A 22,551-nucleotide genomic window follows, 5' to 3' on the forward strand; every position below is an offset into this window, starting at 1 on the left:
CTTCTTGTCATACGGGCTCCTGTTGACGGCATGATGCCGGATCGAAGAGCCGAAAACCACTTATACCGCCTGTTCAGTTTTCCCGAGCCACTTCAGACCATCAGGTCCGCCCTATATCGCGGTGACGTGGTGCATCAACGACACCGGCCGAAAAAACACCACCTGCGCTACCGTGTGTTTTCGCTCCTCATCGATCTTGACGAGCTGGAGACTCTCGGAAAAACCATGCGGTTTTTCGGGCATAATCGTTTTTCGCTTTTCAGCGTTCACGACCGGGATCACGGATCGCTGGACGGTGGAAGCCTGAAGAACTGGGCCATCAAAGAACTCGAAAAGGCCGGACTGGGAGCGGATACCGGTCGCATCGAAATGCTGTGCTATCCGCGTATCCTTGGCTATGTCTTCAATCCGCTGACGGTATACTTTTGCTATCATCGAAACGGTAATCTGAGCGCAATTCTCTATGAGGTGTGCAACACATTCAAAGAGCGCTTCACCTACATTATCCGGGTGAATGGAAATGAACGCCCGGTGCGGCAATCCGCTGAAAAGCAATTCTACGTCTCCCCGTTCATCCCCATGGAATGCGTTTACCATTTTTCGATAACCCCTCCTCAGGAGCGGGTTTCGGTTCGCATCAATGAAACCGACGAGGAAGGCCCCCTTCTCTACGCAGCCTTTAGTGGAAAGAAATGCGCGCTCAGCGACCGGTCATTGCTGAAAGCGTTCTTTTGTTATCCGCTGATGACAGTGAAGATCATCGCCGGTATTCACCTTGAGGCCGTTCGTCTGCTAATTAAGGGTGTGCCTTTATACAAACATAAGCCTGCGGGCACGCGCGCCGACAGCACAGTCGCAACGGGACCCCGCACACCAAGATGAAGCCGATGACCAGCAATTTGCCTGAAGACACACAGCGACCCCAACTCAAACTCTGGCAGCGCCTGATCGTGAAGATGGCCGGTAAAATCCAGACCGGGCAGCTGACACTTAAATTTCCGCATAACAGGTCAGTGATCATCGAGGGGAGAAAGCCCGGCCCCAAGGCAGAGTTATATCTGAAAAATGCGCGACCAGTGCTGGGCCTGATGACCGATGGCGATGTTGGTTTTGCACGGGCGTTTATTGACGGCGATTGCGATAGTCCGGATCTTTCTGCGTTTCTTGATCTGGCAATCGCAAACGAAAACGAACTGGCTTCGGTTCTGTCGTCATCGGCGCTTTTTGCATTTCTTGGCCGTGTGCGTCATCGTTTGCGTGGCAACACGCGACGGGGTAGCCGGAAGAATATCGCGTTTCACTATGATCTCGGAAATGACTTCTACACGCGGTGGCTGGATGAAACGATGACCTATTCCAGTGCGCTCTACGAGGAGCGTGAACGCTCGCTGAGTGAAGCGCAGATCGCGAAGTATGATCGCATCATTGCTCGGCTTCAGCTCGGTCCTGAAGACCGCGTTCTGGAGATTGGCTGCGGCTGGGGTGGTTTTGCAGAACATGCGGCCTCACGCACAGGCTGCCATGTTACCGGTCTGACGCTTTCCAGAGAACAGGCCAAGTTCGCCCGCGAACGGCTGGAGAAAAAGGGCCTGGGAGAAAAGACGGACATCCGGCTGGAAGACTACCGAGATGTCAAAGGAACCTATGACAAGGTTGTATCGATTGAAATGTTCGAGGCCGTTGGCGAAGAGAACTGGCCTGTCTTTTTTAACGCTGTCAATCAGCGCCTTTGTCCGGGCGGTTCGGCTGTCATTCAGTCCATTGTCATCGAAGACCACCGTATGGACGACTATCGCCGCAATCCGGATTTTATTCAAACCTTTATCTTCCCAGGTGGAATGCTGCCGTCATTCGAAACGTTTAAAAGCGGCGCTTGCGAAGCCGGTCTGATGGTTAAAGATCTTTTCGATTTCGGAAAGGATTATGGCCGCACCCTTCTTGAATGGGAGCAAAGGTTCCTCAACGAATGGTCATCCATTCGGCCATTGGGTTTTGACGAGCGGTTCTGCCGTATGTGGCGGTATTATCTGAATTATTGTGCCAGTGGCTTTAATGCCGGTAACATCAGTGTTGCACAGTTTCAGTTGCAAAAGCCCGCAGTTTGACGTCAGTCCTGTTTTGCTGGTCGTGGCAGGCGTAACGCGATGAAGCCCATTAAGGCTGCCACGCCGGAAACGTTTATGAAGTAAAGCGTTTGCATATCTGATGCAGAAATTGCGGTGACGGACGGACCGACCCTGCCTTCCAATGTCAGAAACGCAAGAAAACTGACGCTGATAAGCACACGCGAAACCCATTTCTCATCATCATAAAATACCACGCCGGCAAGAATAGTGCACGCGAACAGAAACAGCAGCGCACCGCTGTCACCGCCCAGAAGAAACGATATCAGGATGGTATCTATCATACCGACAATCACAATGCCCAACCGGGCTGGGTAAGAATGGCCTTTGCGGGCCATGCCCCAGACAAAAAGGTAGAGCGGGAGCGAGAGCGCGGTAAAAAGTGATACTTCGAATGCGCTGGGAGCAAGAAACAAAAGATATAGCGGATAGACCGGTTTGTTGACGGCGAGAAGGAAAGCGACGGATCCAGCCGCTCCTGTCAGCGGGTCTGATGGCTCTTTCGCTTTCAATATTTTAAACATATCTATCAATTCGTGTCCCTACCCCTATGCTTTATCTGGCTTTTAGGGATCGGGAAGAAAGCACTCACCCTTTCCTTGTATTTCCGAAAAGCTTCCCCGCGTGAGCGCTCCATGTGTTCTTCCAGGTAAGGGATGCCCGAGACATAATTCAGCAGCCAGTACATCATGGCAGGGGCAAGGAATGACAGGAACGCAATGCCGCTTAACTGAAAATTGGCGAACGCCATCAGCGGCCATGCACACCACCAGAGCCATTCAAAGAAATAGTTCGGGTGCCTGGATACGCCCCATAAACCGACATCGCAGATTGCCCCCTTTTTCGTGTTTTCACGCTTGAATCTGGACAGCTGCCAGTCTGCTGTTCCTTCTCCAACAATGGCGATCAGGGCAACCACCAGTGCCAGAAGATCCAGCATGCCGGGAAAGAGCGTCGGGTTCAGGATTGCAGCGTAGATCGAAATCACCAGAACGAAGGACGCGAAAGCCTGAATCTGCAGGAACCAGAGAAGTCGCAAGCTGCCAGAGCTCCCCCAGCTCTCGATCAGGGCAGCGTATCGCGGGTCGTCTTTCTTGCCCGAAGAGCGCATTGCTATGTGACCAGCCAGCCGCAGGGCCCAAAAGCCCACCAGAACAGCCGCAAGCCATTTCCGTTCAGGATTTCCGCCCTCGGAGAAAATGATCACGGAAAGTCCGGCAAGCCCTGCCAGAGCAGACCAGATTGTATCGATCCAGCCGCTATTTCCGGTGGCTCTCTGCACTGCCCATGCGCCGGTCATGCCGAGGCAAAGCCCGATAAAAATCCAAAACAACAATGATACGGACATGAAAACTCCTGTCGCGATGCCTTTTTTAAAGTAAACGCATTGCGACAGGAGTCAGATTGCATTCAGTAGAACAAATCGCCTTACAGCATCGGCCTGAAAATCGGAATCGATTTTCGGAGAGCACGATGCGTAGATTCAATAGGTTAGAGCGTCCTTTGCGCATCCGGATGGATGCACGGCGCTCTAGCCCGGTGTCATTCCGCGCTGTTTTTCAGCACGCCGGCGCAGAAGTTCGAGCACAGTCAGAAGAATGATTGAAAGTGTGACGAGAATTGATGCGACGGCAAGAATCGTCGGTGATATCTGTTCGCGCAGACCGGTAAACATCTGCCAGGGTAGTGTTTTCTGAGACGCCGAACCGATGAACAATACGACAACCACCTCATCGAACGATGTAATAAATGCAAACAACGCTCCGGAAATCACGCCCGGAAGAATAAGCGGCATCTGGATTTTGAAAAATGTCGTCAAAGGGTTGGCGCCAAGACTTGCGGCAGCGCGTTCAAGAGAGCGGTCAAATCCAACCAGTGTTGCCGTCACCGTAATAATCACAAATGGTGTTCCAAGAACGGCATGCGCGAGCACGACACCCCAATAGGTTCCCTGAATCCCGATCCGCGAATAGAAAAAATACATACCCGCAGCCGAGATGATCAGAGGGACGATCATAGGCGAAATCAAGATCGCCATGATCGCACCTCTAAAAGGAACATGGCTTTGCGACAGACCTATAGCAGCAAGAGTACCAAAAGCCGTCGCCAGCAAGGTTGCAGCGGGAGCGATCATAATCGAGTTTCTGAGCGCCTGCTGCCAGTCCGGATTGGTAAAGAAGTCAACGTAATGCTTGAAGGAATACCCCTCCGGATCAAGCGCCAGCATTTTGGGCGTGAAGGTGAAGAAATCCTCTGCATTGAAACTCAGCGGAATGATCACAAGGATCGGAAAGATCAGAAATGCGAAAATCACGCCACAGATCGTCAGGTAGGAATAGTGCCAGACACGCTGACCTGTGGTTGTATAAGGAGGTAGTTTAGCCATCGGTCTCTTATCCCAGCTTGACGTTATCAAGACCGACGATCTTGTCGTAGATGACAAAGCAGAGCATTACGACAACCAGAAGCAGGGTGCCGAGTGCTGCTGCCAGACCCCAGTTCAGCGAGCTTGAAATATGGTAGGCGATCCGGTTGGAAATAAAGATGCCGGACGTACCACCGACCAGTTCTGGCGTAATGTAGTAACCAATCGACAGAATGAATACGAGCACAGACCCGGCCCCGATTCCCGGTACTGTCTGCGGGAAGTAGATCCGCCAGAACGCAGTCCAGTCTGTTGCACCGAGGCTCTTGGCCGCGCGCACATAGGATGGAGAGATCGTTTTCATCACTGAATAGAGCGGGAGGATCATGAATGGCAGCAGAATGTGCGTCATCGCGATGATGGTACCTGTTGCGTTATTGATCATAACCAACCGCGCATCATCGGGGATGATGCCAATGTAAACCAGAATATCGTTGATAACGCCTTGCTGCTGCAACAGCACTTTCCATGCCGACGTACGCACAAGAAGTGACGTCCAGAACGGCAGAAGCACAAGGATCATCAACAGGTTTGCCTTGCGCATTGGCAGGTGTGACAGAAGGAAGGCAACGGGATAACCCAGCAAAAGACATGAGAAAGTGATTCCGATGCTGAGCATCAGCGTGCGCATGAACAAAACCAGATAGATCCGCTCACCTTCCGGACGAAGTTCAATGCCATCTGCCGTGCGTTCCGCGTCCAGAGCCGCCAGATAGTAGCCGGCGGTGTAGTCACCGGAAAAGTTCAGCAATGTCCGCCAGACATCCACCGAACCCCAATCCTCATCAGCGTCGAGAAACTGCGCTTTGGCAGTCACGCTTTCAAAGGTGGGAACAGCTGCTGCGGCAGCAGTCAGAAGCTCTGCCGTAACGCCGCTGAAGGCGCTCGCGGCATCAGGATTGGCGATCAGATCGTTATAAAGAGCAGCATAAACCGGGTTCCAGGGCTCTTCCTCGGTCGGGCTGTCTTCGTCCTCGGTCTGGATGACTTCGGCGAACGCAGCATAAATGTCGGCTGTTCTCGGCAGCGCCTCTTCAGCGGCTGCGTTCAGCTCAAATGCGGGTTCTGGCCCGGCATCATCCCCTTGGGTTGCCCAGCCTTTCTGGGCTGCAATCCAGTCCTCAGAGGCCATCATCGCCACCCAGGTTGCAGGCTCTGTCCAGGCGGCATTCAGATCTTCAAATTGTTCGGTGTAGATCTCACCAAAATCATCAACGCGACGGCCGGTCTTCCGGAAAAGAGACGACATTCCAGTCATTTCATAATTCAGGCGCGAGCCGAGGCGGGTGTGTGTTTTGCGCTCGGAGGCGACCATAAGGTCATCACGCAGCGCTGCATAAACAGCTTCTCCCGGTGCCTCTCCTGTTTCAGGATCCCACTCCTGAATAGCGACAACGGTGCGTGGCAGCGTATCGGGAACGATGCCGTTTTCAACGGAGCGAAAAAGCATGTCCACGATCGGCGCGGCAAAGGAAATCAGTACAAAGAGCAGCAGCGGTGCTATCAGCACCAGCGATCGGATTTTCTGACGTCGCAGGGCCCTTCCAAGGCTCGTTTTCAGCGGTCTTCCGTCGGGCGTGGTTAAAGGCCCGGAATTATCGGTTGTCGTATCGCTCATATTCCCCGCTTCTTTCGCTCCATCCAGCTTCTTGCTGTCACCGGTCATCTTCTGTGACCGTTTCAATGGGAAACAGAGGGGCCAGCTAAGGCCCCTCTGCAGATTTTCAGAAAATGCTAATTACTGAACCAGCCAGGCCTGGAATTTAGCGTCCAGATCGTCACGGTAGTCAGCCCACCATTCGTAGTTATAAACGAAGACGTTCTTGGAGTTTTCCGGCGCAGTCGGCATGTGCGGTCCCATATCGATGCCGAGTTCAGCATGCTTGCCAACAAGCGGCGCGGAAGATTTACGCGCGGGACCGTAAGAGATGTACTTGGCCTGATCGGCAAGACGCTGCGTGTCGGTCGCGTATTTTACGAAGTCCTTGACCATGGCGAGACGATCGTCCGGCAGACCAGCCGGGATGATCCAACCATCAAGGTCGAACACCTGCGCGTCCCAGAGCATCTTGAACGGCTGATCTTCTTCAACAATGGCGGAGAACCAGCGACCATTATAGGAAGACCCCATCACAATTTCACCGTCGGCCAGAAGCTGCGGTGGTTCAGCAGCGGCGGACCACCAGATCACATCGTCCTTGATGGTGTCGAGCTTGGCAAATGCACGATCCTGACCTTCTTCGGTTTCAAGAACGTCATACACATCTTCCTTGGCAACACCGTCGCAGATCAGAGCCCATTCCATGTTGTTGATGGGGCGCTTTTCCAGTGTGCGCTTGCCTGGATAGGTTTCGGTATCGAACATCGCGCAAATGCTTTCCGGCTCCGGTGCGCCCTCCGGCAGGAGGTCGGGACGGTAAGCAGCAGTGATCGAGTAAACGATCTGAGGGATGAAGCAATCGGAAACGATCAGGTCACCGAAATCTTCAGATGCGGGCGTGCCGTCCGGCGCATCTGCCAGAAGCTCGTCCGGATCGTATTCCATCGCCAGACCTTCGTCGCAAAGACGGATAGCGTCAGCGGCAACCACGTCAACCAGATCCCAGGTGACATTGCCTGCCTCATTCATGGCACGCAGTTTTGCAACAGCTTCATTCGAGGATTCATCCCAGACAAACTCGATATCCGGGTTCATCTCGGCATAGGGTATGGTGTAGGCATTCTTCTGCGAATCCTGATAGGCACCGCCCCAGGAAACCACTGTCATTTGTTCGGCATGCACTGCCGTGGACGTGGCGAGTGTTGCCGCCAGTGTCAAAGCAATATGCTTCGTTTTCATATCCTGCTTCCCCATTTTTGAGAGATTTAGGCGGGCTTTATGCCCGCATCTGTTTCACCGCCGGAAAACCGGCGGTTGCCTTTATCAAGCAACGGGATCAAGCGCCTTGCAGTCCCCGGCCGCAAAGCCGATGGTCTGCGTCTTGCCTTCATGCAGATCCCAGCGCTCGCCGCGATTTCTCACCTTGACCACGAATTCGTTATTGCCGCACACGTTCATGCGCACACGAATATGGTCGCCAAGATAGATCAGTTCCTCGATCACGCCGGTTATCTGGTTGGCATGATCGGCGGCAGGAACGATTTCCACGCGTTCCGGACGGAGCGAAATCGTCGTCCGGTCGCCGACATTCTCAACATTCACCTTATCGGCGATAATCACAGTGCCATCATCAAGCTTTACGGAACACTCATCCCCACGAAACTCTGTAGCAACGCCACTTAACTTATTGTTTTCGCCAATAAACTGCGCCACAAAAGAGTTTTTGGGATCTTCGTAGAGTGCCGAAGGCTCCGAGAGTTGCTGAACGATACCATCGTTAAAGACCGCGACGCGATCTGACATGGTGAGAGCTTCAGTCTGGTCATGTGTGACATAAACAACGGTGACGCCGAGGTTGTCATGAATGTGCTTGATCTCATACTGCATCTGCTCGCGCAGCTGCTTGTCCAGTGCCCCGAGCGGCTCATCCATGAGAACCAGTTCCGGATCGAACACAAGGGCTCGCGCCACCGCCACACGCTGTTGCTGCCCACCTGAGAGCTGTGCGGGGCGACGGCTGCCGAAGTCGCCAAGCTGAACCATGTCCAGAGCCCGCTTGACTTTTTCCTCCTGCTCGGACCGGCCCATGCCACGAAGCTGGAGCGGAAAGGCGAGGTTCTCGGCGACCGTCATATGCGGAAAGAGGGCGTAGTTCTGAAAAACCATACCAATACCCCGCTTGTGCGGTGGCACGTTATTAATGGGCTTTTCATTAAGGTAGATCTCGCCATAGGTCGCCGGTTCGAATCCGGCAAGCATCATGAGGCAGGTCGTCTTCCCGGACCCTGAAGGGCCGAGCATGGTGAGGAATTCACCCGGTGGAATATCGAGATTAAGATTCTTTACGACGAGACTTTCGCCATCGTAGCTCTTTTGAACATTTTCGTATTTAACCGATGCACCCCGGTTTTCAATCATATTGTCCCCATCTTCTTGTCCGGTATTGTCTGGCGGGTTCTTGGTGACACCTTCGAAACAATCCGCCGCTAATACTGCAATTCGCGCCCCCTAAATCAACCTCAAATTTACCGATTGGAAAAAATGAGGGCAAAAACGAGCAATCTTTTCATTTCAAAACGCAATTTGTATACAACTAGGGATTCCACCAAACTGCAATGCTGACAGGTGTTAGCGCGGACCTGAATTCTGCGGAAAGCGCGGTATCGTTGCTTTTACAGCATCGCAGAAAAAAACGCTGGCGAAGCCACAAATACGACCATTTCCTATCGCAACGCGTCAAAAAACCGATTCGTTTGTGGATTTCGATGAGAGGAAGCAGACTAATTCAGGTGCAGGAACGTTTGTTGTGTACATCGAAGAGAGATCGAATAAAGGCGCAATATCCGAGCGATCAGGATCAAGTCTTTCACGTCATGCGGGGCAGCTTGCTGTTAGCAAGAAAGAGATGGAATGTAGTTTTGCGAAGCAAAAAGAGCCGAAGGCATCAGACGTTAAGCGTTTAAAGCGCTGAGGACGGAAGTGAAACCTCAAACTGCATGCCGTCATAGGCAGGCTCGACATGGTCCGGTGTTTCTCTGCAAACCGTCTCGTAGTCGAGAGGGATGTGCATATGGGTCAAAATAGCGCGTCTGGCACCGAAAGCCTGAATCCAATCAAGAGCCTGTTGGAGAGAAAGATGGCTGGGATGCGGCCGGTACTGAAGCGCATCAATAATGATCGTTCCGATTCCGGAAAGCACCTCGATGGATTCTGGCGGGAAGTCGCTGACATCGGTACAATAGGCAACGTCACCAAGCCGGTAACCAAGTGATGTTATATCGCCGTGCTGCTGCCGGTGTGGCAGAAAGCGCATTGCGCCCCCTGCCCCTTCGATGACGACGGGCTTGGTGATGTCCTCGATGACAAAGGGTTCGGCAATCGGAGGATAGGCGCTGTCTTCAGGCGTTTTCAGGCAATAACTGAAACCGTCGATCAGGCGCTCCATGGTTCTTTCATCGGCGTAAATGGGAATGCGGTGCCTTTGTGCATGAAAAAAGCCGCGAATATCATCTATTCCGTGGATGTGATCTGCGTGTGGATGGGTAAATAAAACAGCATCCAGATGCGACACTCCGGCCCGGATCATCTGCGCGCGAAAATCGGGACCGGTATCAATGACAACCGTCGTCACGCCACCATCCGGGCCAATCTGTTCCACCAGCAAGGATGCACGTGTCCGCCGGTTGTTCGGGTTGTTCGGATCGCAGGCACCCCAGTCACCATTAATGCGCGGAACACCCGGCGAAGAAGAGCAGCCAAGGATCGTGAAACGACGCAGATAGTTCACGCCGTAACCCGTGTCATTTTCGAGAAACACCGAAAGGCATTTTCTGTCGTCTGCGTCGCAATTTCGTCTTCACTCACGCCTTTAACTTCCGCCAGAACGCGCGCCGTATTGACGACGAAAGATGGCTCGTTTCGCTTTCCGCGATATGGTGTCGGCGCCAGATACGGCGCATCCGTTTCAACAAGCAGACGATCCATAGGGATTTCAGCCGCGATCGAACGCAACTCATCCGATTTCTTGAAGGTCAAAATCCCGGAGAATGAGACAAAACCGCCCAACTCAACGCCCGTCATTGCCAATGCGCGACCGGAGGAAAAGCAATGCAGAATGAACGGAAACGCACCAGAGCCGGTTTCTTCTTTCAAGATCGCCGCCATATCGTCATCAGCATCCCGGCTGTGGATCACAAGCGGGAGTCCGGTTTGACGTGCAGCATCAATATGTCTGCGCAATCCGGTCTTCTGTGCCTCAGCCTTTTCCGGCTGATAATGGTAGTCCAGCCCGGCTTCACCAATTGCAACGACTTTCGGATGTCCAGTCAGCCTGATCAAATCGTCTGTCGAAAGATCCAGCTCCTCGTCAGCATTGGCCGGATGGGTTCCGACAGAGCAAAAAACGTTTTCATATTTTTCAGCAATATCAATGATTTGCTGAAACTTTTTTACGCGCGTTGATATCGTCACCATTTGTCCGACACCCGCTTCTCTGGCGCGTGCGACAAGCTCGTTGCGCTCATCTTCAAAGTCCGGAAAGTCCAGATGACAATGCGAGTCGATCAACATGGGTCTCTTATTCCTCGGGGGCGACATAGCGTGGGAAGACGGGCGCGGGCTTTTCAAGCGCAGTCCCGGCTTTCAGGCGCCCGGCTTCGCCCAGTTTTGAAAAGTCACGATCTGTTTCGCCAACCGCGACAAGATCAAGCAGCTTGGCCGCAGATTCCGGCATCGAGAACTGGAGAAGAATCGCAACCTGACGGACGACTTCAGCGGTGACGTAAAGAACCGTCGCCATGCGTGCGGTATCCGTTTTGCGCAATGCCCAGGGCTCCTGAGAGGCGAAATAACGATCACCTTCAGAAACAACTGAAATAATCGCGGCCATCGCCTTATGGATGGCGTGCTGGCTCATGGCTTCGCGAACATTGTCGATTGCTTCGTCTGCAATCTTGAGCATCGCCTTGTCTTCGTCTGAAAGCGGGCCGCATTCGGGGATCTGGCCATCGCAGTTTTTCACGATCATCGACAGGGAACGACTGGCAAGGTTGCCGATACCATTGGCGAGATCGGCGTTGATACGGTTTCCTATCCCTTCCTGGCTGTAAGATCCGTCCTGCCCGAAAGAGACTTCGCGCAGCAGAAAATAGCGAAGCTGATCCAGGCCGAAGTGATCCACCAGGTCTTTCGGTCCAACGACATTGCCGAGCGACTTAGACATTTTCTCGCCCTTGTTCAGCAGGAAACCATGGGCATAAACCTGCCTGGGCAAGGGCAGTTTGGCCGACATCAGAAAAGCAGGCCAGTAAACAGCATGAAAGCGAATGATATCTTTGCCGATAATATGGAGATCTGCAGGCCAGTATTTTGCACGCGGGCCGTTCTGGTCTTCGAGATAGCCGGTGGCAGTCAGATAGTTCGTGAGGGCATCAACCCAGACATACATGACGTGTTTGTCATCGCCTGGAACCTTGACCCCCCAATCAAAGGTCGTGCGGGAGATCGACAGATCATGAAGACCCGATTTAACAAACGATACGATTTCATTCTTGCGCTCAACCGGCCCAATGAAGTCAGGCTGATCTTCATAGAGTTTCAGCAAGCGGTCCTGATAGGCAGAAAGACGGAAAAAATAACTTTCCTCTTCAACCCATTCAACCGGCGTGCCCTGAGGCCCGTAACGGACACCGTCATCTTTCAGCTCGGTTTCATCTTCCTGATAATAGGCTTCGTCGCGCACCGAATACCAGCCGGAATAACTATCCTTGTAGATATCTCCGTTGTCAGCCATGCGACGCCAGATTTCCTGCGAGGCCTCATGATGGCGTGGCTGGGTCGTTCGAATGAAATCGTCATTCGATGCATTCAGAAGCTTTCCCATTTCCTGAAAAGCAGCCGTATTTCTGTTTGCCAGCTCTATGACAGGAACGCCTTCCTTTCGTGCAGTCTGCTCCATCTTCTGGCCGTGCTCATCTGTGCCGGTCAGAAAGAAGACATCCCGACCATCAAGGCGCTGGAAACGAGCCATGGCATCGGTCGCAATCAGCTCATAGGCATGACCGATATGCGGTGCGCCATTGGGATAGGAGATCGCCGTGGTGATGTAGTAGGGCTTCTTGTTCTGCATTAAAGCGTGGTCCGATGCGTGGGGTATAAAAATAACTGCCCGGTCTTAGCGCCAGCTCAGCGATGCATCAAGTCAAACCGTGCTGTGATTGGAATTTGAATGCGATCCGGCAATTTGCTGCACGCGCGCAAGGAGATTCAGCAAGAGCTGCTTGCTATCGAGATTGAACGCCCTCGCCTCTCCGACTTCCACTGAAATCTGTGTCGTCAGTGCTGCAAGTTTTTCAGCCTCATCAAGCTGTCCGGAAAGGGCGGCATCGCGCGCTTTGGCCTTGATATCGGTGTCCAGGTGATCAAGGAAGAAATCGAACACCGTTTCATTCTCGCGTTTGGCCAGCGTATCGGCAAGCTTATGCATCGAAAGCCGCGTCCTGGCGCCCTCGCCTGAGAGAATCTCGTTATAGACATCAATCACATCGCCGCCGCCGTAGTTGATCAGCTTCAGGGCCTGAGCAACACTCCCGCCTGACCGTGCCTGCAGCGCGTCCGGTTCTATTGCAGGCATCGCGACACCAAGCGCATTCAGCGCCGAGGTCAGATCATTCGTTTCAAGCGGTTTTAAACGCAGCGGCATGCAGCGTGAGCGAATCGTCGGCAAGAGACGTCCGGGAGCGTGAGAAATCAGAAAGAAAATCGCGTTCTTGGGCGGTTCTTCCAGAATCTTCAAAATGGCATTGGCTGCGCTTCGGTTAAGGTCGTCTGCCGCATCGACAATCACAACACGCCAGTTTCCTGTTCCCGAGGTCTGGGAAAAGAAGTGCCCGGCACGGCGCACCTCTGCAACGGTGATGGCCGTGCGCATTTTACCGGTTTTCGGATCGACAGGCTTTTGAAGATGAAGGAGATCGTGTGACGCTCCGCTGATAATCTGACGCGTAAGGGGCGCGCTGGCATCAAATGGAATAATCGTGTCCGGCGCTGAGGGTGGATGCGGAGCGTGCAGAATGTGGTTTGCAAACCGAAAAGCCAGCGTTGCTTTGCCAATGCCTTGCGCGCCTTCCAGAAGCAGCGCGTGATGCATTTTCCCGGAACGGTAGGTTTCCGCGAGATATTGCAGCACGCGATCATGCCCGAATAATGCCGGGTTGGCTGCCGGGGAGATCGCTCCGTCAAGAAGATGCTGGTCGCTCATCTCTCTCCTCCTGAAAATGCAGCGCGCCTGTCCAGCAAGGGAAGAACGGCATCCCAGACAGATTCAGCGACTGCGTCGGCGTTAAGCCCCGCATCAATAACCTTGCACCGCTCAGGTTCGCGCCTTGCAATCTCCAGAAACGCCTGACGGCGGTTTTCATGAACCGTTACGTCATCTTTTTCGAAACGATCAGGGGCGGCCGGCCCTGCTGTCTGACTTGAACGGCGGCTCACGCGTTTCAAACCCTCAATCGTGTCCAAATCCAATATCAGCGTTCTGTCTGGCAGCACGCCATCGACGGCAATACGTTCAACAGCTGATATAAAAGGCCGAGTCAGCCCACCGGCAGTGCCCTGATAAACACGCGAAGAATCCATAAACCGGTCGCACAGAACAACTTTTCCTTGCGCCAGTGCCGGCTTTATAACCGCTTCAACATGATCGTTCCGAGCCCCGGAGAACAACAATACCTCCATCCCGACACCAAAAGGCTGCGCTGCACCAGACAGAAGAATATGGCGCACAGCCTCAGCACCGGCGGAACCACCGGGCTCGCGTGTCAGAACGACCTGATAGCCCTTTTGCTTAAGCCGTTCGGCCAGCCGACGGATCTGCGTCGATTTACCAACGCCTTCGCCACCCTCAAAGCTGATGAAAATGCCATCTTGCACGCTTTTGAGCCCCATTCGCTTCAGTTCAAATCACAGGCTTTAGAGCATAAGCTGCAGACGCGAAAGGGGCCAAGCCCGCCATCACTTTTTCAGAGGTATCGGAGCATGTGCAGGAAAAAGCGTGTCATCCGTTACCACGGCAACGGCATCATTTGCCGCAGTCTCAGCAGCAGAGGGCTGCGCAGCCTTTTCATTTTCCACCATTGCCAGCAAGGTGGCGCTGCTTTCAGCAGAAGCATCGGTCGCTGGTGATGTGGCTTCTTCTGTCTCGGTGGTCTCGGCCTGAACCTGCTCGGAAGTTTCCGGCTTTTCTTCCTTTAGTTGGGCGACTTGAACCGAAGCATCGCCAAACCGCTCCGGATCGACCCCTTCAGGCGCATCAGCTCTGGTCTTGTAGGAGGCAAGAAGATAGTCCATATCATCCGAGCTTTCCGGCGCGGGGCCAACATAGTCGACCTTCACATTTGCCACTCCGGAGCGCGTCATATCCAGCATTTCAGCCGCTTTTTTGGATACATCGATAATACGACCGGAAACAAATGGCCCGCGGTCATTCACGCGAACAATGACTGAGCTGTCATTGTCCAGATTCGTCACACGGACGTAGCTGGGAAGAGGCAGCGTTTTATGGGCAGCAGAAAGGTGGTTCTGGTTATAAAGCTCACCATTCGCCGTGTGCCCACCATGGAAGTTCGGTCCATACCAGGATGCGAGACCGACCTTGCTGTATTTTTTGACCGCCTTGGGTGTATACCAGGTTCCACGCACCTGATAGGGCTTTCCGATTTTCTGATATGCAAGGTCTTGCGAAGTATCAGCTTTAGCCTGAGCCGCTTTTTCAGCCGCAACTTTTTCGTCTTTCAGCTTTTTGCTCGCTGTTTCTGCCGCTGTCGTGCAGCCTGTCAACACCCCCACCAGCGCCAGAACGGCAAGGGAAGCGCTAACAGACCGGGCGTTCGGGGAAACCTTCATACCAAACAATCTTTCATCATCGTTTTCAAACAGCGGACATCTCACCGTAACTGCAATAACTGTCACTGATTTCAGCGAGCCGGTTAATACCTCAAGATGGTCTCATTGTGGCGCGCCTAACAAATTTGTAATAAAGGCGCAACTTATCGCACACTGTCAGCGTTAATGAAGATCTGTGCTTTTTCAAAAAACCTGCTGCAAGAGACGAAGATCGGCATTGACCTTTAACTCAACGCGGTGATAAACGCCATTTCTACCGATCCGGGTCGCGTTTGCAAGGTTTTCAGGCTTTGTGTCCGTCGACCAGACACTCTTTGGAGGAGTGGCCGAGCGGTTTAAGGCACCGGTCTTGAAAACCGGCGTGCGTGAAAGCGTACCGTGGGTTCGAATCCCACCTCCTCCGCCACTATTTCAAAGTTATGGCTGATGAAGGGCGATCTCGGAACGCATCCTGGTTCGCACAAGACAGCGCCTGGTTTCAAACTTCACGTCGGCGTTCAAAGAACATGATCGTGAGTGACGCACCGACAATCATCAGTCCACCGACCCAGAAGAGCGACGACGGGGCATAACCGAAAACAAGCCAGCCGCCGACCACATTGAGCGGCAGTTTGAGATCGTCAAAAGGCTGAACATACGCCGCATCGGCGCTGGAATATGCACGCGTGAGAAAGTATTGCGCCAGCACCGTGGTCAGGCCGAGAACAATGACAACAGGAACAGCTGCTCCGACCGGGAAAGCAAAACCACCGCCAACAGCAACAAGCGCATTAATGGGTGTGAGCAGCATCAACAGCCAGACTGTGATTGACTCAGAGCGCTCATGTGCAGTGAGTTTTTTGGTAATCAGCGATGTGGCGCCCCACAAAAGCGCTGAAATGATCGGCAGAAACGCAGCAAGCGTGAACGTCTCGGACCATGGCTGCAAAATGAGAACGGCGCCAGTAAAGCCGACAGCCGTCGCCAGCCATCGCGCAGGCCCCACCCTTTCCCCCAAGAACAGCCAGGCGCCAACGATGATAAAGAAAGGCGACGTCATGACCAGAGCAATCGCCTGACTGATCGGAACCGAAGCAAGACCGATTGCCCATGCCTGAACGCCAAGCGCTGAAAAAGCCACGCGTACCACATGATGCCAGGGGTAATCTGTCTTCATAACGGAAAGCCCGGTACGCCATAGATATGGCAGCGAGAACAGGAAGGCGATCCCGTACTGCCAGAAGGCGACGGAGGACGCCGAGAACCCCATATTCATTGTCAGCTGCTGCAGCAGCACATTACCGGCAGCGTAAACCACACCAGCCAGAACCATCCAGAAAGCGCCCAGAAAGGCTGGAGAGCGATATACGGCAGTTGTCATCGACATTCCCTCACGTCAAACAAATCTCGATCAGGAACGGATATACGTGCCGCGCCTTCACCGCCCAGAACAGTGCGGCAGGCAAGGACAAGCACTCTCTTTCATCCGGACTTTCACCGTCGGCTCCGGAATTACACCGGATCTGCTGACCCCGGCTCTGTCGCCGGGCGCTCGCGGGCTTGACGTATAAACGCTCACCGCCGGTGGGGAATTGCACCCCGCCCCGAGAATTCAGGCTCTGACCAACAGGCAAAGCCATAGTTTAGCATCGCAGGAGAAGTAGTGAGTTTACGCCTAAACGGCAAGCACTCTCTCCAGATCCGCTTGGTAACACAGCGTCAACGAAAGCGGACACAAAAAACCCGGGGCGAAAACTGAATGCCGCCCCGGATTCAAAGCCATCAGAAAGTGGCGAACTTAGCTGTTGCAGGCGTCCTTAAGACCCTTGCCGGCAGTGAACTTCGGAACATTGCGTGCCGGGATATCGACTTCAGCGCCGGTCGACGGGTTGCGGCCCTTGCGCGCTGCGCTGTAGGAGACGGTGAAAGCACCGAAGCCAGCCAGGCGAACTTCGCCGCCGTTCTTCAACTCACCCTGTACTGTGTCAAATACAGCGTCGACAGCCGTTGCGGCATCAGCCTTGGACAGGCCCGATTTTTCAGCAACGGAGTTTACCAGTTCACTCTTATTCATGTTTCCACCCTTTCTCAAATGGTTCGAAACGGATCAGTGTAGTCGGGTGCAGATAGATTAATCACGCCGCTGCCCGCTGCAAATCAAAAGCCTTGCAATCAGCCGAAATGCAATAGTTTTCGGGCTTTTCAACGAAAAAGGCCGGTCAAATACCGGCCTTTTTCCCTATTTTTCCACAGGCCGCGGCTCAAATGCGGCACATATGCGGCATCAGTGCGCCATCGTTGTGTTCGATTCGCTGTCGCCATCTTCGGATGAAATGGAGACCGGATCCGTCTCAGGATCCCATTCAATGGGCTGAGGTGTTTCCAGAAGCGCGTGTTCGAGAACCTCGCCCATGCGCGAAACCGGGATGATCTCCAGACCATTCTTAACGTTGTCGGGAATCTCTGGCAGGTCCTTGGCGTTCTCTTCAGGGATCAGAACCTTGGTAATGCCGCCGCGAAGCGCTGCCAGAAGTTTTTCCTTCAGGCCACCGATGGGCAGAACGCGACCACGCAGTGTAATTTCACCCGTCATTGCCACGTTCTTATCCACCGGGATACCCGTCATGATCGACACGATCGCGGTGGCCATGGCAACACCAGCCGATGGGCCGTCCTTCGGGGTCGCCCCCTCAGGCACATGCACGTGAATGTCGTTTTTGTCGAACATTGGCGGCTTGATGCCGAAATCAATGGCACGTGAGCGCACATAAGAGGCGGCGGCCGAAATCGACTCCTTCATGACATCGCGCAAGTTACCCGTAACCGTCATGCGGCCTTTGCCCGGCATCATCACGCCTTCAATCGTCAGCAACTCGCCGCCGACTTCCGTCCAGGCAAGCCCGGTGACGACACCAACCTGGTCTTCACGTTCGGCCTCACCATGACGGTAACGCTGCACACCGAGATAATCTTCAAGGTTTTCAGCCGTCACATGTACGACCGTCTTCTCACCCTTGACAATTTCGGTCACGGCCTTACGCGCCAGCTTCATCAGCTCGCGCTCAAGACTGCGCACACCGGCTTCACGGGTGTACTGCTGAATCGTACGTGTCAGAGCCTCGTCGGAGACGGAAAACTCTTCCGGCTTCAGCGCGTGCTCGCGTATGGCCTTTGGCAGCAGATGACGCTTGGCGATTTCAAGCTTCTCCTGCTCGGTGTAACCGGCAATGCGGATGATCTCCATACGGTCCATAAGAGGGCCAGGAATATCCAGCGTGTTGGCCGTGGTGATGAACATCACGTTCGACAGATCGTACTCGACTTCAAGATAGTGATCCATGAAGGTCGAGTTCTGCTCGGGGTCCAGTACCTCCAGCAGGGCCGAAGACGGATCGCCGCGGAAATCGGCGCCCATCTTGTCGATCTCGTCGAGCAAGAAGAGCGGATTGTTCTTGCCGACCTTCTTCATCGATTGAACGATCTTGCCGGGCATGGAGCCGATATAGGTACGCCGATGACCGCGAATTTCGCTTTCATCGCGAACGCCGCCAAGCGCCATGCGTACATATTCGCGACCCGTCGCCTTGGCAATCGACTGAGCGAGCGACGTTTTACCAACGCCGGGCGGTCCAACGAGGCAGAGGATCGGGCCTTTCAGCTTTTTCGCACGTGCCTGAACAGCCAGATATTCAACAACACGCTCCTTGACCTTTTCCAGGCCGAAATGATCCTCTTCGAGGACTTTCTCCGCATGGCTCAGATCGCGTTTGATCTTGGACTTCTTGTTCCAGGGCAGACCGGTCAGCCAGTCCAGATAGTTGCGAACAACTGTGGCCTCTGCCGACATCGGGCTCATGTTGCGGAGCTTCTTCATCTCCGCATCGGCCTTTTCGCGCGCTTCCTTGCTGAACTTGGTGTTTTTGATGCGCTCTTCCAGTTCGGCCATTTCATCGCGACCGTCCTCACCTTCGCCAAGCTCTTTCTGAATGGCTTTCATCTGCTCATTCAGATAATACTCACGCTGGGTCTTCTCCATCTGCCGCTTAACACGTGTGCGGATGCGCTTTTCGACCTGCAAGACGGAAATTTCGCCTTCCATGAAGCCGAGCGCTTTTTCGAGACGACCCTTTACGCTGGTTGTCTCAAGCATTTCCTGCTTTTCGGTGAGCTTGATCGCAAGATGTGAGGCAACGGTGTCGGCAAGCTTCGAGTAGTCCTCGATCTGGCCGGCAGCGCCAACGACTTCAGGTGAAACCTTCTTGTTCAGCTTCACATAATTTTCAAATTCAGAAACGACCGAACGCGAAAGAGCCTCGATTTCAACCTGATCTTCTTCAGGTTCACCAAGAATTTCGGCTTCACACTCATAATAGTCGTTTGAGGCCGTAACTGATCCGAGCGATGCACGCGATTTCCCCTCAACCAGAACCTTTACGGTCCCGTCGGGCAGTTTAAGCAGCTGCAGAACGTTGGCTACAGTTCCGACACGATAGAGATTTTCCGGATCCGGGTCATCGTCGCCCGCATTCACCTGCGTAACCAGCATGATCTGCCGATCAGCATTCATCACCTCTTCGAGAGCGCGGATGGATTTTTCTCGACCCACAAAAAGCGGAACAATCATATGCGGGAAGACCACAATGTCGCGCAGCGGCAACACGGGATACGCAGCTTTTTCAGCTGCAGGCGCGTTCTGCGTCATGTCTTTCTTTCCTTTCCAGCAATCCGGTGGGAGCCCCGGTCGCACAGACCAGCCTGCGCCAGTCTGAAGTCTTCTTCTGTATTAATGTCAGGTGACAGGTGGCGCTTTGGAAGCCCGATTTCAACACTTCCCATGTTTTTCAGCATAACATGTCATAACCGAACACTTTCGGCTTGGACATTGTACAAAAACAGAGAGGCAGAGCTTAAGCCCTGCCCCTGTTTTCTGAAACATACTCACGATGCGGACCGCTCAGGCAGAAGCATTTGCCTTGTCATCAGACCGGTTGTCATAAATATACAATGGCTGCGACACGCCTGTAACGACTTCATCGGAAATAACGACCTCGCGAACCCCCTCAAGAGCAGGAAGCTCAAACATGGTGTCGAGCAGGATCTTTTCCATGATCGAGCGCAGACCGCGCGCACCTGTCTTGCGTTCAATAGCAAGACGCGAAATTGCTCGTAGCGCATCATCATGGAAGTTGAGTTCCACATCTTCCATCTCGAAAAGTCGCTGATACTGTTTAACGAGTGCGTTCTTCGGCTCGGTCAGAATCTGAATGAGAGCATCTTCATCCAGGTCTTCAAGCGTGGCGATGACCGGCAGACGACCGATAAATTCGGGAATCAAACCAAATTTCACCAGATCTTCCGGTTCAAGATCCCGCAGGACATCGCCGACTTTACGATCCTCGGCGTGCCGAACGGTCGCACCAAAGCCAATCGAAGTCCGCTCGCCACGCGCTGAGATAATCTTGTCCAGTCCGGCAAACGCCCCGCCACACAGGAAGAGAATGTTGGTCGTATCAACCTGCAGGAATTCCTGCTGAGGATGCTTGCGCCCCCCCTGCGGCGGCACGGATGCCACGGTGCCTTCCATGATCTTAAGAAGTGCCTGCTGAACGCCCTCGCCCGAGACGTCACGCGTTATGGACGGATTGTCCGATTTGCGCGAAATCTTGTCGACCTCATCGATATAAACGATACCGCGTTGCGCCCGTTCGACATTATAGTCAGCAGCCTGAAGAAGCTTCAGGATGATGTTTTCGACATCCTCGCCAACGTAACCTGCTTCGGTCAGTGTCGTCGCATCCGCCATGGTAAACGGCACATCGATAATGCGGGCAAGTGTTTGCGCAAGATAGGTTTTGCCGCAACCGGTCGGCCCAACAAGCAGGATGTTCGACTTCGACAGTTCGATATCACCGCCCTTCGACGCATGTGAAAGACGTTTATAATGGTTGTGAACCGCGACCGAAAGAATCCGCTTTGCATGGCCCTGACCGATAACATACTCGTCAAGAACACCCATGATCTCCTGCGGCGTCGGAACACCTTCGCCGGATTTCACCATTGAGGTCTTATTTTCCTCGCGAATGATATCCATGCAGAGTTCGACGCATTCGTCGCAGATGAAAACAGTCGGACCAGCGATCAGTTTGCGGACTTCATGCTGACTCTTTCCGCAGAACGAACAATAAAGCGTGTTCTTCGAGTCGCCGCCACCACTACCGCTGACTTTGCTCATAATCACTTCCTTCCAGCAAACCCTTCTGATCAGGCCAGAACGGGAATCACTTTATTCTTTTCCTGTCCATTCCGTCAAAATTCCAAGAATAAATGGGCGACAGGATGACATGCACGCTGGCAAACGATAACCGGTTTATCATCGTCCAGCCACTCTACAATTGCCGAGTCAGGCTAGACGGGCCGGTTTTCTATACTATTAACGGCTGCAGAGAAGGTTGAAACCCCCAAATGCACACAAATCCGTGTTTCCGGGAGACTATTCCACGGCAGCCATAGCCTGTAACACCTTTCACCAGGAAACGCCGGTATCGATATGCCGACGTCTTCTTTGTGGCGAGAGCCAGTTTGATCAGCCTTCAATCTCGGCGCGCGATGTCATTACGCGATCAATGACGCCCCATTCCTTGGCCTCATCCGGATCCATGAAATGGTCACGGTCCAGCGTTTTTTCAACCTCTTCGTAGGTCTGACCGCAGTGACGAACATAAATTTCGTTCAAACGACGCTTGATTTTAAGAATGTCACGAGCGTGGCGTTCAATATCCGAGGCCTGTCCCTGATAACCACCGGAGGGCTGGTGCACCATAACCCGCGCATTCGGCGTGGCAAAGCGCATGTCCTTCTCACCTGCAGCCAGAAGAAGAGACCCCATTGATGCGGCCTGACCGACGCAAAGCGTCGAAACGGCGGGTCGGATAAACTGCATCGTGTCATAAATCGCCAAGCCTGCGGTCACGACACCACCGGGCGAGTTAATGTAAAGGGCGATTTCCTTCTTCGGATTCTCTGCTTCAAGAAACAAAAGCTGAGCACAGACCAAAGATGCAATCTGGTCTTCGACCGGACCGGTCAGGAAAATAATGCGCTCTTTCAGAAGGCGCGAAAAGATGTCGTACGAACGCTCACCGCGATTGGTCTGTTCCACGACCATCGGTACGAGCGCCATGGCGGTATCTACGGGATTTGTCATGATCATCCTTTAGCCGGCGTCCTGATGCCGGAATCTCGCGAATCTTTTTTTCAAATCCCTACATAGAGTGCCGATGGTGCTGACTTCAAGAGATGGTTTAACATCGCGACCATCTCAGGGGGATATAAACGACCGGAAACGTCTGAAAACCGGTATTCATAAGGGAATGGCTCCAAAGGGAAATGCTGCTTTGTACTCCGGTCCCGAATGTGGTGAGCCATTCTCTGAGTGTCTGTCCAAGAATGGCGCTGAAGCCCGGGGTTGAGTGAAGGGCGGCCATCAGATTCTTTGTATTCTGCAACAAATACGGAGATATCAG

General features: G+C 53.4%; 20 protein-coding genes, 1 tRNA gene and 1 riboswitch. Of the genes, 3 read left to right on the top strand and 18 right to left on the bottom strand.

Going from position 1 to position 22,551, the window contains the following annotated elements:
* Positions 1 to 33 precede the first annotated feature (33 nt).
* Entirely contained in the window at positions 34 to 882 is an 849-nt protein-coding gene (locus EDC90_RS18455; protein ID WP_132314035.1) for a DUF1365 family protein, read from the top strand.
* 5 nt (positions 883 to 887) lie between these two features.
* The gene (locus tag EDC90_RS18460) at positions 888 to 2,105 is read left to right on the top strand and encodes an SAM-dependent methyltransferase (protein WP_132314018.1); all 1,218 of its coding nucleotides are present in this window, start codon (positions 888 to 890) and stop codon (positions 2,103 to 2,105) included.
* Positions 2,106 to 2,107: 2 nt separating this feature from the next.
* Here EDC90_RS18460 and EDC90_RS18465 read toward each other — a convergent pair whose 3' ends face one another.
* The 12 genes from EDC90_RS18465 to EDC90_RS21460 all read right to left on the bottom strand — a co-directional run bounded on the left by EDC90_RS18465 (position 2,108) and on the right by EDC90_RS21460 (position 15,049).
* On the bottom strand, positions 2,108 to 2,647 hold the full coding sequence (locus tag EDC90_RS18465; protein WP_132314019.1) for a hypothetical protein: 540 nt from the start codon (positions 2,645 to 2,647) through the stop codon (positions 2,108 to 2,110).
* A gap of 5 nt (positions 2,648 to 2,652) precedes the next feature.
* Positions 2,653 to 3,471 (bottom strand): DUF1295 domain-containing protein, encoded by an 819-nt coding sequence (locus EDC90_RS18470; protein WP_132314020.1) that lies wholly within the window; start codon positions 3,469 to 3,471, stop codon positions 2,653 to 2,655.
* 183 nt (positions 3,472 to 3,654) lie between these two features.
* Positions 3,655 to 4,509, bottom strand: a complete 855-nt coding sequence (locus EDC90_RS18475) for an ABC transporter permease (RefSeq protein ID WP_132314021.1) — start codon at positions 4,507 to 4,509, stop codon at positions 3,655 to 3,657.
* A gap of 7 nt (positions 4,510 to 4,516) precedes the next feature.
* Positions 4,517 to 6,214: an ABC transporter permease gene (locus EDC90_RS21585; RefSeq protein WP_432420020.1), complete on the bottom strand. Its 1,698-nt coding sequence runs from the start codon at positions 6,212 to 6,214 to the stop codon at positions 4,517 to 4,519.
* A gap of 72 nt (positions 6,215 to 6,286) precedes the next feature.
* Positions 6,287 to 7,387 (bottom strand): extracellular solute-binding protein, encoded by a 1,101-nt coding sequence (locus EDC90_RS18485; RefSeq protein ID WP_132314022.1) that lies wholly within the window; start codon positions 7,385 to 7,387, stop codon positions 6,287 to 6,289.
* An 84-nt stretch (positions 7,388 to 7,471) separates the two neighbouring features.
* On the bottom strand, positions 7,472 to 8,566 hold the full coding sequence (locus EDC90_RS18490) for an ABC transporter ATP-binding protein (protein WP_132314023.1): 1,095 nt from the start codon (positions 8,564 to 8,566) through the stop codon (positions 7,472 to 7,474).
* Positions 8,567 to 9,107: 541 nt separating this feature from the next.
* Complete coding sequence (locus EDC90_RS18495; protein ID WP_132314024.1) at positions 9,108 to 9,935, bottom strand: MBL fold metallo-hydrolase; 828 nt, start codon at positions 9,933 to 9,935, stop codon at positions 9,108 to 9,110.
* Positions 9,932 to 10,717, bottom strand: a complete 786-nt coding sequence (locus EDC90_RS18500; protein WP_132314025.1) for a TatD family hydrolase — start codon at positions 10,715 to 10,717, stop codon at positions 9,932 to 9,934. The genes EDC90_RS18495 and EDC90_RS18500 overlap by 4 nt, the downstream gene beginning before the upstream one ends.
* Before the next feature lie 7 nt (positions 10,718 to 10,724).
* A complete protein-coding gene (metG, locus tag EDC90_RS18505; RefSeq protein ID WP_132314026.1) occupies positions 10,725 to 12,275 on the bottom strand; it encodes a methionine--tRNA ligase in 1,551 nt (516 codons plus the stop codon).
* Between the two features lie 72 nt (positions 12,276 to 12,347).
* A complete protein-coding gene (locus EDC90_RS18510) occupies positions 12,348 to 13,406 on the bottom strand; it encodes a DNA polymerase III subunit delta' (protein WP_132314027.1) in 1,059 nt (352 codons plus the stop codon).
* Positions 13,403 to 14,092, bottom strand: a complete 690-nt coding sequence (gene tmk, locus EDC90_RS18515; RefSeq protein WP_132314028.1) for a dTMP kinase — start codon at positions 14,090 to 14,092, stop codon at positions 13,403 to 13,405. The genes EDC90_RS18510 and tmk overlap by 4 nt, the downstream gene beginning before the upstream one ends.
* 66 nt (positions 14,093 to 14,158) lie before the next feature.
* Positions 14,159 to 15,049, bottom strand: coding sequence for a septal ring lytic transglycosylase RlpA family protein (locus tag EDC90_RS21460; protein WP_132314029.1), 891 nt, complete (start codon positions 15,047 to 15,049; stop codon positions 14,159 to 14,161).
* A gap of 316 nt (positions 15,050 to 15,365) precedes the next feature.
* On the opposite strand from EDC90_RS21460, the gene EDC90_RS18525 reads away from it, so the two are divergent.
* A tRNA-Ser gene (locus EDC90_RS18525) sits at positions 15,366 to 15,455 on the top strand.
* Positions 15,456 to 15,527: 72 nt separating this feature from the next.
* On the opposite strand, the gene EDC90_RS18530 is transcribed toward EDC90_RS18525, so the two are convergent.
* The 6 genes from EDC90_RS18530 to EDC90_RS21110 all read right to left on the bottom strand — a co-directional run.
* Positions 15,528 to 16,409, bottom strand: a complete 882-nt coding sequence (locus EDC90_RS18530; protein WP_432420021.1) for a DMT family transporter — start codon at positions 16,407 to 16,409, stop codon at positions 15,528 to 15,530.
* A gap of 89 nt (positions 16,410 to 16,498) precedes the next feature.
* Positions 16,499 to 16,644: riboswitch (FMN riboswitch) on the bottom strand.
* 182 nt (positions 16,645 to 16,826) lie between these two features.
* Complete coding sequence (locus EDC90_RS18535; RefSeq protein ID WP_132314031.1) at positions 16,827 to 17,102, bottom strand: HU family DNA-binding protein; 276 nt, start codon at positions 17,100 to 17,102, stop codon at positions 16,827 to 16,829.
* Positions 17,103 to 17,312: 210 nt separating this feature from the next.
* Complete coding sequence (lon, locus tag EDC90_RS18540) at positions 17,313 to 19,730, bottom strand: endopeptidase La (protein ID WP_132314032.1); 2,418 nt, start codon at positions 19,728 to 19,730, stop codon at positions 17,313 to 17,315.
* 252 nt (positions 19,731 to 19,982) lie between these two features.
* Entirely contained in the window at positions 19,983 to 21,260 is a 1,278-nt protein-coding gene (gene clpX, locus EDC90_RS18545) for an ATP-dependent Clp protease ATP-binding subunit ClpX (RefSeq protein WP_132314033.1), read from the bottom strand.
* Between the two features lie 351 nt (positions 21,261 to 21,611).
* Positions 21,612 to 22,232, bottom strand: coding sequence for an ATP-dependent Clp protease proteolytic subunit (locus tag EDC90_RS18550; RefSeq protein WP_132314034.1), 621 nt, complete (start codon positions 22,230 to 22,232; stop codon positions 21,612 to 21,614).
* Between the two features lie 50 nt (positions 22,233 to 22,282).
* A partial coding sequence (locus EDC90_RS21110) for a hypothetical protein (protein ID WP_207903962.1) occupies positions 22,283 to 22,551 on the bottom strand: 269 nt, incomplete at its 5' end.

Origin of the sequence: Martelella mediterranea (assembly GCF_004342225.1) — a bacterium.
Lineage (GTDB): Bacteria > Pseudomonadota > Alphaproteobacteria > Rhizobiales > Rhizobiaceae > Martelella > Martelella mediterranea_B.